The organism is Christensenella intestinihominis (genome assembly GCF_001678845.1).
GTDB lineage: Bacteria > Bacillota > Clostridia > Christensenellales > Christensenellaceae > Christensenella > Christensenella intestinihominis.
The window spans coordinates 341,947-355,402 of record NZ_MAIQ01000002.1 but is presented as its reverse complement, the minus strand read 5'-3'; the positions used below and the strand labels follow the sequence as shown (position 1 = coordinate 355,402).

Genomic DNA, 13,456 nt, shown 5'->3' with positions numbered 1-13,456 from the left:
TAATCGGGAACCATGCCAGTGTACCGATGGGAAAGGAGCCAAAGATGAGGGCAAAGAGGTCAGAGAGGTCGAAAAAATATAAAATTAATTGGAAAAAGATGCTGGTGGTTGCGCTGGCTGTAGTGTTTTTCGTATCGGCGCTTAACATTTCAGCGTTTGCTACGGAACAAGACGCGGCGGCAGGAACGGCGGTAAATGCGGAACCGTCCGTTGAACCATCCATTGAGCCGTCCGTTGACCCGGCGGCAGGGACAGGGCAGTCGGCAGAGCCGTCCGTATCCGAAAGCGCGGAACCAACGGCGGAATTGTCTGCGGAACCGACAGCAGAGGCGGAACAAACCATAGAACCGCAGCCGACCGAGCCGCAGGAAACGCAGGAACCACAAAACGAAGCAGGCCCGACGGAATCCGCCGTTGCGGCCGGAGCGGAACCCCCGGCGATGAATTTGCTGGGACAAAGCGGCCCCGCGCCCGCGGAATATGCGGTGACCTATGATTCGGACGGATATTTTACCGCGCCCAGCGATTCCCAAACCTATGCGCAGGGAGTTAAAGTAACCGTGCTGGACGGCGATAAAACGGCGACGCACGACCAAAGCGGCAAGCATATTTTCATCGGCTGGAGCACCAGCGACAAGGATAAAATAGTCAATACGTCCGATCAATACCAGGAGTTGGTGGCTTCGGAACGGTTCTATCGCGGCGGCTATACTTATATCATGGGAAACAGCGATGTGACCTTCCACGCGGTGTTTGGCCTGGCCTCGCTCCCGGAAATCAACCCGGACCCGACGGTAGCCGTGGAAACACGTCCCGCAACCTATTATATCCTGAAAGACGGCCTTACCCCGCCCGGAAGTGCAAAACCGGACAAGCCGGCGAATTATAAAAAGGTCGGCAAGGGCACGATTCTTAAATCTACTCCAATCCCGGTGTATAACAATTCCGGGGACGGCGTTGCGGAATACCTGGTGAATATCCCGGATTATTCGGGGTTCGTCGGCGAAAACGAAGCGGTGCGCTGGTATGTTGTGAAGTACGACGGCACAGACGGCTACCATGTAGACGGCGTGGTTTATAAAACAACCGTGGAGCATACGGTCCGGTTCTATGATACGGACGGTTCCTCGCTGCTCGATTCCAAAACTGTGGAAGATAAGGCCCCGGTCACGGAATATGCCTACAATGTTCCGGAGGGCTATGCGTTCGACGGCTGGTATTTGCTGGAAGACGGTACCAAGACGGATAAGGAAGTGGTTTCCGCCTCCTTTGAACGCGTTTCCTCCAGCTTCGACGTATATGCAAAAATTGTTCCGGTCACAAAAATCACATTAACGGCAAACAGCGACGATACTAAAGTCTATAACGGCGCGGTACAAACGGTAACCGGATATACGGGCGTACCCGAAGGCCTGACCATAACCGGCGTCCAGGCGCAGGGAAGCGGGACGAATGCCGGAACCTATAATGTAACGTTTACCAAAAAGGCCCCGGTTATCAAAAATGCAAACGGTAAAAACGTAACCGGCCAATATGAAGTTATATATATTCCGGGAACGCTGACCATCGGCAAGGAGAACCTTGTCATTACGGCAAACAATGAAACGCGCGAGTACGGCAAAGCGAACCCGGCGTTCGGCTTCACTTCGTCCGGGCTGAAAGGAACGGATTCTGTGGAGGGGATCGGCCTTGCTGTGGCGCTTGACTGCGCGGCGGACGAAACGTCCCCGGTTGGCCCGTACAATATCGTACCCACGGGCGCGTTGGAAACAAAGAATTATAATGTAAGCTATGTAAACGGCACGCTGACTATAACCAACAGCACGGCGCTTACGGTGGAAGCGACGCCGTACCGGGAAACCTACGACGGAGCAGCTCATGACGGAATCACGGGCTCCACCCCGTCGGTGGAAGGCGCGGCGATTACCTACAGCACGGACGGCGTAAACTATTCGCCTGAAATGCCGCAGTTCACGGACGCGGGAAGTTATCCCGTTTACGTGAAAGCGGAAGCGCCGAACTATAATCCGGCGATCACGCAGGTCAACGCCGTCATCGGCAAGGCAGGCCTTGTCATCACGGCAAACAATGAAACGCGCGAGTACGGCGAAGCGAACCCGGCGTTCGGCTTCACCCCGTCCGAGCTGAAAGGAACGGATTCCGTAGAGGGGATCGGCCTTGCGGTGGCGCTTGACTGCGCGGCGGACGAAACGTCCACGGTGGGCCCGTACGACATCGTTCCTTCGGGCGCGTTGGAAACAAAGAATTACAATGTAAGCTATGTAAACGGCACGCTGACCATCCGCAACAGTGGTACGCTGGGAATCAGCGCGACGCCGTATCACGGAACCTACGACGGAGCAGCCCATGGCGGAATCACGGGCTTCACCCCGTCGGTGGAAGGCGCGGCGATCACCTACAGCACGGACGGCGTAAACTATTCGCCTGAAATGCCGCGGTTCACGGACGCGGGAAGTTATCCCGTTTACGTGAAGGCACACGCCGACAATTACGACGACGCGGTCACGACCGTAACCGCAACCATCGGCAAGGAGAACCTTGTCATTACGGCAAACAATGAAACGCGCGAGTACGGCAAAGCGAACCCGGCGTTCGGCTTCACTTCGTCCGGGCTGAAAGGAACGGATTCCATAGAGGGGATCGGCCTTGCTGTAGCGCTTGACTGCGCGGCGGACGAAACGTCCCCGGTGGGCCCATACGACATCGTTCCTTCGGGCGCGTTGGAAACAAAGAATTATAATGTAAGCTATGTAAACGGCAAGCTGACCATAACCAACAGCACGGCGCTTACGGTGGAAGCGACGCCGTACCAGGGAACCTACGACGGAGCAGCTCATGGCGGAATCACGGGTTTCACCCCGTCGGTGGAAGGCGCGGCGATCACCTACAGCACGGACGGCGTAAACTATTCGCCCGAAATGCCGCAGTTTACGGACGCGGGAAGTTATCCCGTTTATGTGAAAGCCCATGCCGATAATTACGATGACGCAGTTACGACCGTAACGGTGAGCATCGGCAAAGCAGGCCTTACCATCACGGCAAACAATGAAACGCGCGAGTACGGCAAAGCGAACCCGGCGTTCGGCTTCACCCCGTCCGGGCTTAAAGGAACGGATTCCATAGAGGGGATCGGCCTTGTTGTGGCGCTTGACTGCGCGGCGGACGAAACGTCCCCGGTTGGCCCGTACGACATCGTACCTTCGGGCGCGTTGGAAACAAAGAATTACAATGTAAGCTATGTAAACGGCAAGCTGACCATAGCCGACAGCACGGCGCTTACGGTGGAAGCGACGCCGTACCGGGAAACCTACGACGGAGCAGCTCAGGATGGAATCACGGGCTTCCCCCCGTCGGTGGAAGGCGCGGCGATCACCTACAGCACGGACGGCGTAAACTATTCGCCCGAAATGCCGCGGTTCACGGACGCGGGGGACTATCCCGTTTACGTGAAAGCCCATGCCGATAATTACGACGACGCGGTCACGACCGTAACCGTGAGCATCGGCAAAGCAGGCCTCGTCATTACGGCAGATGATAAAAGCAAGGTATACGGGCAGGATAACCCGGCATTCACCGTGTCCTATGACGGGCTGGTAAACGACGAAAGTGAAGCGGTGCTTTCGGGCACGCTGGCATACGATTGCGCGGCAGGCGCGTTGTCGCCGGTTGGCGATTACGACATTACGCCGGGCGGCCTGGCCTCCGGTAATTACGAGATCAGCTTTGTAGCGGGCGCCCTTACGGTAACTCCGAAACCTGCTACCGTCACAGCGGAAGACAAAACAAAGACGGCGGGCGCCGCCGATCCGGTATTGACGGCAACAGTTGAAGGACTCGTTGGAAATGATGTGCTCAATTATGCGCTGAACCGTGATGCGGGGGAAGATGTAGGAACGTACGCCATCCGTGTCGCGCTGGGGGACAACCCAAATTACAGCGTTAAAACGCTGGATGCGGTGCTCAACATTACGGCGGTTACGGCACCCACGACGCCCACAACGCCCACGACGCCTACAACGCCCACGACGCCCACGACGCCTACAACGCCCACAACGCCTACGACGCCCACGACGCCCACAACGCCTACGACGCCTACGACGCCTACAACGCCTACAGCGCCCACGGCACCGACAGCGCCTGCGGCTCCGGCGGCAGTCGATGATACGACGCCCGCAGCGCCTGCGGCTCCGGCGGATACGGTGACCATTCCGGATAACCAGACGCCGCTTGCCGGAAACCCGGATGGCGGCACGGGGCAGGAACCGGTTACCATAGAAGATAATCCAACGCCGCTTGCAGGCGGAATCGGACAGGCGTCATGGGCGCTCCTCAACCTGCTGCTCGCAATAGCGACGGGGATTATCATGATCGTGCTGCTCATCGGCTACTTCTTCGGAAAGAAGAAAAAGGAAGAGGAAGAAGATGAAACGGTGCAGTCCCGTACGGTGCGCAGGGAAGAAGAGGAAGAAGAAGGCAAGCTGAAGCGCAAGGGGCTCGTGCGGCTGCTCAGCATCATCCCGACGGTCGTTGCGATCGTTGCCTTTATCCTGACCGAGAATATCTGGAACCCGATGGTCTGGACGGATCAATGGACGCTGCTGATGGCGGTGATCGCGGTTGTGCAGGTTGTGGTCGCGGTATTCACGAAAAAGAGCCGCAAGGACAAGGAAGACGAAGAACCCGAAGACAAACTTCATGCAGAGCATGCGTAAATAAAACAAATCGCCCAAAAGGGATGGAAAACGGATATGGAAACGGCGCGGCGGCCAGCCGCGCCGTTTCTGTTTATAAAAAAGGAATGCTTTTCAGTAGAATATGCTTGTATCATGCCGTATATTGTACTATATTGGGCTTAAGGCAAAAGAAGAATGGAAATCCCAAAGGAGGCTGCTGTTATGGGAAAGAAAATTATGCTGCTGAACGCGAGTCCGCGCCGGCATGGAAACAGCGATAAAATTGCGCAGGCATTCACAGCCGGGGCCCAGCAAAAAGGAAACGAAGTGACCCGCTTTGACGCCGCCTTCATGGACATCGGGGGCTGCACCGCCTGTGACCGGTGCTGGAGTAAGGGAGAGGCATGCGTCATTGAAGACGATTTTAAAAAGCTGGAGCCATATTATGAATCGAGCGATGTACTGCTGCTCGTATCCCCGCTTTATTGGGGCGCCCTGCCCGCGCAGGTCAAAGGCGCGATCGACAGGCTGTACGCCTATGGCGGCAGCGGCGGCCCGAAGCCGCTGGCAATCAGGGAGGCGGCGTTTATCCTGATCGGCGAACTCGAAACCGGGCACATAGAATATAAGCCCGCGGTGGAGGCGTTCCGTTTGATGTGCGATTATCTTGGCTGGGATAACCGGGGCGTAATTGTCCAGGGGGGCCTCGGAAAAGCCGACGACGTCCTGAATACGGATGCGCTTCGCCGGGTGGAGGAATTCGGCAGGGAAATCTAGCCAGGAAGTCCGGTATATCCGGCGGCGGGCGAAATTTTACGCATGCTTCCCATTCCACGGTTTTTTCAGGAAGACCGTGGAATTTTTATATAAACAGGGTATTTTCGGGGTATATATTATAAAAAATACAAAACCAATAAAGTATAATATAATAAAGTGTGATATAATGGTGGGAATACTAGGGGAGTAGGCGGTATGAAGAAGACTGCAAAATTTTTGATCCTGATTCTTTGTGCGTTGCTTGTCGTAATCAGCCTGTCTGCCGTGAAGCTGGTTTCGGATATCAGCAATTACGGAAGGCTGATTAATTATGTTGGCATTGTGCGGGGGGCGTCGCAGCGGGAGGTTAAGCTCGAAACCAACCGCTTGCCCAATGACGGGCTCCTTGCTTATATTGACGGAATCATAGACGAGCTGAGAACGGGGAAGGGGCAGTATGGCCTCGTAATCCCGGCAGATACCGTATATCAAACGGATTTGTCCAATCTCGGGGGCCAATGGGCCGTCGTTAAAAACGAAATAGAAAAAGTCAGGAACGGCGGGGATACGGAGACGTTGCTTTCGGAAAGCGAAAAGCTGTTCCAGGTTGCCAACGATACCGTATTTGCGATTGAAGATTATTCCAATCGGCAGACGGCGGATTTATCCAAGCTGATTTTTATCATGACGGCCGCCTGCATCGTTGCGTGTGCCGTTGTAATCGTAGTCTATGTCAAAAAAATGCTCGACCTCAAGCGTAAAAACGAGACGCTGGAAGATATGGCGTTCCGGGATGAGCTTACGGGCGCGTATAACATGGAGAAATTCAAGCAGGAGGCCGCGGCGGTCATGGACCGCAGCCCGGCGGAGAAGTTTGCGGTTGTTTTCGTCGATTTTGAAAATTTCAAATATGTCAACGACGTTTTTGGCTATGAGTACGGCGACGATATCCTGCGGATTTATGCCCGGCTGGCAATGGACGACCTCGGCGGAAATGAGGTTTTCGGCAGGAATACGGCCGACCAGTTCGCGGCCCTTTACCGTTACAAGGAAAAGGGAGACCTGGTCTACCGGCAGGAGCGGATTGCGCACGCCCTGACCGAGCAGACAACCGCGCTCAAAAATAAATATATGATTACCCTGGTATACGGAATCTGCTGCGTGGAGGACGTCGGGGACATGCGCGATATGGCGACCCTGCTGGACCGGGCGAATTTTGCGCAGAAAACAGTTAAAAATTCCTCGGGCGGAAGGCATTATGCGTTTTATAACGAGAGCATCCGGGAGAAGATGATCGAGGAAGTAACCATCAAAAGCAGGATGCAGGATGCGCTCCAAAAAAACGAATTCCTGGTGTACCTGCAGCCAAAGGTGGGCCTCAAAAGCGGCCAGGTCGAGCGTGCGGAGGCGCTTGTGCGCTGGGATATGCCCGGCAGGGGAGTCCTGCCGCCAAATGCGTTTATCCCTATTTTCGAGCAGCACCAGGTGATCGGCGCACTCGACCAGTATGTGTTTGAAAAAATTTGTATCTGGCTGCACGACCGCATTGCGGCCGGCCTTAAAGTGCTTCCCATCTCAGTAAACGTCTCCCGTATCCAGTTTTACAACTCGGATTTTGTGTCCACCTATGCAAAAATCAAGGACCGCTATAAAATCCCGGACGGCCTGATGGAAATTGAATTCACGGAATCGGTCGCCTTTGAAAACCAGGATTATATGATACAGAATGTAGAGCATATGCGCAGGCACGGCTTCCTTTGCTCGCTGGATGATTTTGGAACGGGCTATTCCTCCCTTGGAATATTAAAGGACCTGTCGATTGACGTCCTGAAGCTGGATGCGGTTTTCTTCCGGGCCAAATCGGAAAAGAGCCGGACCTACACCGTGCTCAAGGGAATTATATCGATCGCGCGTGCCCTGCAGATCAAAACGGTTGCCGAAGGGGTAGAATATAAGGACCAGGTAGATTTCCTGCGGGCGGAAGGCTGCGATTTTGTCCAGGGCTTTTATTTTTACCGGCCCATGCCTGTCGCGGATTTTGAAGCGCTGATTGACGGGCAGGAATCCGCCGGGCCGGAAGGCAACGAATAAAAATTTAACCGTCTTTTCATTTTTGTAAGATGTGGTATAATAATAGGCATGCCGGGGAAGAGCGTTTGCTTTTTGCCCGGCATGCCTATTACATTGAATTTTGATTGGAGTTTTGTATGTCCAATACGACGAAAAGCCTGATTAAAAGCACATTGATCCTCGGCGCGGCCGGCGTGATTGTCAAAATCGTCGGCGCGCTTTACAGGATTGTCCTTGCGGATTTCATCTCGCTCGAGGGGATGAGCTATTACCAGCAGGCGTTCCCGGTCTATTCGGCCCTGCTCATCATTTCTACGGTGGGGCTTCCCATCGCGATTTCAAAGCTCGTTTCCGAGCGTGTTACCACCGGGGATTATAAAGGGGCGTACGCCGTTTTTAAAACGTCGCGCGCTTTTTTGGTGCTCGTCGGTGTGATCACGTCCGTGGCCATGTTCTGCCTCGCGGGGCCGATCACGCGGCTCCAGGCGCTTCCGGGCGGGCAATATTCGCTGATGGCGCTTGCGCCTGCGCTGTTCTTTGTTTCCGTAATGTGCGCGTACCGCGGCTATTTCCAGGGCCTCCAGAACATGAAGCCGACCGCGCTTTCGCAGATCATCGAGCAGTTCGTCAAGGTGGGCGCGGGTCTCGCGCTCGCGTATTTCCTCCTGAAGTGGACGGGACGCATGGAACTGGGCGCGATGGGCGCGCTTTTGGGAATATCGATTTCCGAAGCCGCCGCGCTTTTGTATACGATGGGCGCGTATGGCAGGCAAAAGAGGCAAATGACGACGGATATGATGGCGGCCTATAAACACCGCCTTTCATGGGCGGAAGTAAAGCCGCTGCTGGGCAAGGTACTCGTGCTTGCGCTGCCAATCACGGTGGCGGGGCTGGTCATGCCCATCGTTTCGTTTGTTGACTCCGTCATCATCCCGCGCAGCCTGTTCTCCATCGGCTATGCGGATACCGCCGTGCGCAGCATGTATGGAACGCTTTCGGGCGGCGTTATCACGATCATCAACCTGGCGGCCATCGTCTCGCAGGCGCTGCAAATGAGCGTCGTCCCCGCGATCAGCGAAGCGATCAAGCTAAAGGACAATGAGCGCGTCAGGGCGAACGTGCTGCACGGCATCAAGTTTGCGTTTTTGGAAGGCGTACCCGTGACGGCCGCGTTTTTCATTTTTGCCTCGCCGATTTTTTCGTTTTTGTATCCGAGCTCCACGCCCGAACAGCATGCGCTCGCGACAGGGCTTTTGATGACAATGTGCTCGGTCGCGGTATTCCTGCCCTTCATGCAGACCATGACGGGCGTTTTGCAGGGCATCGGCAAGCAAAACCTGCCGCCCATCGCCCTTGCGGTCGGCGCGGTGGTCAAGGTTGGGCTGAGCCTGTTTTTGATGAGTATTCCGCAGATCAACATCTACGGCGCGGTCATCGGAACGGTGATGTGCTATGTGATTGCCGCGGTCATGAACTATTTGTACGTGCGAAAATATACGGGTGTGCGGATCAAATGGGGGGAACATCTCTTAAAACCCATTGCCGCGACGGCGGTGATGGCGGCAGTCGCCTATTTGGTGTATTCGCTGATCGCGCCGTATTCCAATGCGGTCGGCGTGATCGTATGCGCGGTCGTAGGACTGCTGGTTTATTTCTTCATGCTGGTGCTTGTGAAAGCAGTAAACGAGCGCGAGCTGGAACAGATTCGCGGCGGGAAAAAGCTGACGAGAGTCCTGAAAAAAATCCATGTATGGCGGTAGTTCGCCGGGAAGAACCGGCCCGCATAAATATTTTCCGGGTTAATTCTTGACAAAAAAATACGATATGTTATACTGTAGTTAATCGAATAGAGTCCGGATCGTTCATGGTTGATGATTCGGATCACCGAACATGGTTATGAGTGCCTTTGTTTTTACAAGGGCACTTTTTTTATTGCAACAATCTAAGTTTTACAAAATTCGTTTTATAACAACAACTGCCGGAAGAGACGCCCATAGGCGGAATGTTAATATGCCGGAATACAGGATATCCGTTTTTTCGTAAATTAAAAAAGCACAGTTTCGGGGAGGCCTTCCCCAAAAAAATAAAAGGAGAGAAATATTATGGACAGAAGGAAAAGATTTTTGACAATGTTGGTATGCTTTGTGCTCGCCGCCTTTATGCTTACCGCATGCGCCGGGGCCGGTGCGCCCGCCGCAACGGAAAGCGCCGCCGCCGGGCAGGGCACGGAGACGGAAACGCCCGCCGCGACGGATACGGCGGAAGCCGGGACCGAAAGCTCGCCGGCGATCCTCACTTCGGCGGACGTAGGCGACGTTTCCGGAATTGAAGGCTGGGACGGTCCCGTGGAAAGCCAGGTTATGACGGCCGGAGAAGACGGCGACCAGTTTGGCACGGCGGAGTCGACGGTTGTCGTCGGGAAAGGGCCGAAAGGCGAGGTCTCAACCCCCTGGACGGAAATAGCGTTGACGGACGAGGAAAAGGAGCAAATCAGGAGCGGAAACTATAAAGCGGCGATCTGCTTCCACTATACGACGGACGACTGGTACGTAATGCAGCGCAAGGGAATCGAGGAAACGCTTACAGACCTCGGCGTAGAGGTTGTGGCCGTAACGGACGCCGGTTTCTCCGCGGAACAGCAGGTATCGGATATTGAAAACGTCCTCGAGCTCAATCCGGATATTATCATCAGTATCCCCGTCGATGAAACGTCTACGGCCGTCGCATACCAGAAGGCCGCCGACGCGGGGGTGAAGCTGGTGTTTATGGACAACTGCCCGAGCAATATGACGGCCGGGAAGGATTATGTCTCCATCGTGGCCGCCGACCGGTATGGCTGCGGGATGATCTGCGCCGACCTGATGGCTAAGGAGCTTAATTACGAGGGAACCGTCGGGGTGATCTATTACGACGCGGATTTCTTTGTAACGACACGCGATTGCGCCGGGTTTGTAGACCGGATGAAGCTGAAATATCCCAATATTGAAATCGTTACGGAGATGGGCTTTGCGGATGCGACGCTCGCCGGCGAGGTAGCGGACGCAATGCTCGCGCAATATCCGGATATCGACGGTATCTTCGGAAGCTGGGATGTCCCCGCGGAATATATCGCTTCGTCCGCGTCGGCCGTCGGCAGGGACGACCTGGTCGTAAACTGCGTGGGCCTGGGCACCACCACCGCTTCCATGACGGCCGGGGACGGCATCATTAACACGATCTCCACACAGCGGCCCTACGACCAGGGCTGCACGGAAGCGCTTCTCGCATGCTATGGCCTGCTTGGGAAGGATGCGCCCGAATACGTAACGGTTCCCGCCCTCGGCGTTACAAAAGAGGGCAGCGAAAATTCGGCGTCCCTGAAGGATGCGTATCAGCTTTTCTATCAGATCGATACCCTTCCGGATTGGCTGCAGCAACTGATGTAATTTAACTGCATGGCTTTAGCGCCCGCAAAGGCGGGCGCTAAAGCCAAAAATGGAGGTGAAGACTGGAATGGGAACGCCCTTATTAAAAGCAAACCATATTACAAAAGCATTCAATGGAGTTACCGTGCTCGATAATGTGGATTTCTCGGTAGACGAAGGCGAGGTACACGCGCTTGTCGGCGGGAACGGAGCAGGAAAAAGCACGTTGATGAAGATTATTACAGGCGTATACACGCATGATTCGGGAACGCTGGAGCTCGATGGAAAGCCCCTTTGGTTTAAGGATTACAGCGAAGCCACAAAAAATGGCGTCAGGATGATTTTTCAGGAATTAAGCCTGGTGCCCACCATAACCGTCGCACAGAATATTTTCCTGAACCATGAAATCAGCAACAGGGGAAGGCTGCTGGACTTAAAGAAGATGAACAGGAAAGCCGCGGAAATCCTCGACAGCCTTGGCGTTGAAATCAGCCCTGCAACAATCGTCGGAACCTTAAGCGTTGCGGAACAGCAGCTCATAGAAATCGCAAAGGCGCTTTCGGAAGAAACAAAAATCCTGGTGATGGATGAACCCACCTCCTCGCTCTCGGAAACAGAGGTAGAAACGCTGTTCCGCATCGTAAGGAAGCTGAAGGAGCAGGGCGTGGCAATCGTGTATATATCGCACAGGATGAATGAAATACTGAAAATTGCGGATAAGGTAACAATCCTTCGGGATGGACAGCGCATCATCACGGAACAGGCAGAAGTGCTTACCGTTTCCGAGATCATTAAATATATGCTGGATGAACACGCAAAAGACCTGAAACCGAATGTGAATTATGAAAATATCAGGTATGACCGCTGCGTGCTCGAGATAAAAGGACTTACCGTAAATTCATGGGTACGGAATATTGATTTCAAGGTTTATGAAGGCGAGGTCGTAGGATTTGCGGGCCTTATGAACAGCGGCAGGACGGAAATACTGGAAGGAATATTCGGCCTGCGGCATACCGAGTCCGGTGAAATCCTGGTCGATGGCAGGCAGGTCCCCTTAAACAGGGTGGATGCTTCAATCGGCGCGGGGATGGCGCTCGTCCCGGAAAACAGGCGGGAGGAAGGGCTTGTGCTCGGACATTCGCTTGAAACCAACATGATCCTGCCGTCTCTCGACCGGCTCAGGAAAAAAGCATTGCTCGACCGTACGAAAATCAGGTCGCTTGTTGAAGAAAACGTTCAAAAATACAATATAAAAACCGACAGCGTGCACAAGATGATCTCCCAGCTGTCCGGCGGAAACCAGCAAAAGGTTGTATTCGCGAAATGGCTTTCCACCCAGCCTAAGCTGGTGATGTTCGACGAACCGACCATAGGGGTTGATATTGGCGCGAAAACCGAATTTATCGATTTTATCAGGGGATACGTAGCAGGGGGAAACGCGGCAATATTTGTTTCATCGGAAATATCGGAGCTGGTTGCGGCATGCGACAGGATTTTTATCCTGAACCGGGGCAAAATTTGCGCGGAGCTTTCGGGCAAGGAGATCGAGAACGAGGAGGTAATTCAAAATGAAATCCAGCAGTACAAGTCTCAAAAAGTCGTTTAATTGGAATAAATATATTGTCTATATCATTTTTGCCGTAATGTTCATTATTTTCAGCGCGATCCTTGGGACCACCTTCCTTTCGGGAAGCAACGTCCTCAATATCATACGGCAGACGGCGACAATCAGCATTATGGCGGTGGGCGGCGTGTTCGTGATCGGCGCGGGCATGATCGACCTTTCCGTCAGCTCCATCGTTCCGCTTTCCTCGCTGATTACGGCGCTGATCCTTACAAATACGGGGAATATCCCCCTGAGCATCGTCGGCGGGCTTGCGGTCGGCGTGGGAGTCGGCTGGGCCAACGGCTTCCTGATTACGTTTGCCAAGCTGCCCGCGTTTCTCGCGACAATGTGCATGATGGGCGTTATCAAGGGCGTAGCCATGTGGGTTACGAATACGCAGGCCGTACCGACCAATAACCCGGCGTTTAACTACATCTTTGGCGGCGGGGACGTAGGCCCGGTCCCGGTGCTCATTTTCTGGACGGCGGCGTTTGTGATCGTAGGCTATATTGTCCTGAACCGCACCTCGTTCGGGGTCAGGACGCTTGCAATCGGCGGGAATGAAACAGCCGCGAAATTTACCGGAATCAAGGTAGACCGCTATAAAATACTGATTATGATGATCAGCGGCGCGTGCGCCGCGGTTGCCGGCATATTATACACGGGCAGGATGCAGGCGGCCCGCTATACCTTTGGCGACGGGGACGAAATGTCGGTCATTGCGGCCGTAATCCTCGGAGGGGCAAGCCTCTCGGGCGGGACAGGCTCCATGGTGGGGGCGCTTGTGGGGGCGATCCTTATGGGGATGCTCAATAACGCGCTGCTGCTTTGCGGGTTTGATTCAAGCGTGCAGATGATCCTCAAAGGGATCATCATTATCCTTGCGATTGCGGTCACAAATAAGCTCCAGAAGAGATAAGCATGCC

7 protein-coding genes are annotated in these 13,456 nt (G+C 54.2%); all 7 read left to right on the top strand.

The genetic code is table 11. The annotated features are described in order from the left end of the window. The first annotated feature begins 44 nt into the window (after positions 1 to 44). Positions 45 to 4,733: an MBG domain-containing protein gene (locus BBD38_RS14655; protein ID WP_066684981.1), complete on the top strand. Its 4,689-nt coding sequence runs from the start codon at positions 45 to 47 to the stop codon at positions 4,731 to 4,733. 183 nt (positions 4,734 to 4,916) lie between these two features. Further along, entirely contained in the window at positions 4,917 to 5,471 is a 555-nt protein-coding gene (locus tag BBD38_RS04305; protein WP_066684979.1) for a flavodoxin family protein, read from the top strand. A gap of 195 nt (positions 5,472 to 5,666) precedes the next feature. Continuing rightward, positions 5,667 to 7,541 (top strand): putative bifunctional diguanylate cyclase/phosphodiesterase, encoded by a 1,875-nt coding sequence (locus BBD38_RS04300; RefSeq protein ID WP_066684977.1) that lies wholly within the window; start codon positions 5,667 to 5,669, stop codon positions 7,539 to 7,541. A gap of 116 nt (positions 7,542 to 7,657) precedes the next feature. Then, positions 7,658 to 9,280 (top strand): putative polysaccharide biosynthesis protein, encoded by a 1,623-nt coding sequence (locus BBD38_RS04295; protein ID WP_066520987.1) that lies wholly within the window; start codon positions 7,658 to 7,660, stop codon positions 9,278 to 9,280. 342 nt (positions 9,281 to 9,622) lie between these two features. Continuing rightward, positions 9,623 to 10,945 carry a substrate-binding domain-containing protein gene (locus BBD38_RS04290; protein WP_066684975.1) on the top strand — a complete coding sequence of 441 codons (1,323 nt, stop codon included), beginning with the start codon at positions 9,623 to 9,625 and terminating at the stop codon, positions 10,943 to 10,945. A gap of 49 nt (positions 10,946 to 10,994) precedes the next feature. After that, positions 10,995 to 12,530 carry a sugar ABC transporter ATP-binding protein gene (locus tag BBD38_RS04285; protein ID WP_235829092.1) on the top strand — a complete coding sequence of 512 codons (1,536 nt, stop codon included), beginning with the start codon at positions 10,995 to 10,997 and terminating at the stop codon, positions 12,528 to 12,530. Continuing rightward, positions 12,493 to 13,449 (top strand): ABC transporter permease, encoded by a 957-nt coding sequence (locus tag BBD38_RS04280; RefSeq protein ID WP_066520995.1) that lies wholly within the window; start codon positions 12,493 to 12,495, stop codon positions 13,447 to 13,449. Before BBD38_RS04285 ends, BBD38_RS04280 begins: the two co-directional genes overlap by 38 nt. Positions 13,450 to 13,456 lie beyond the last annotated feature (7 nt).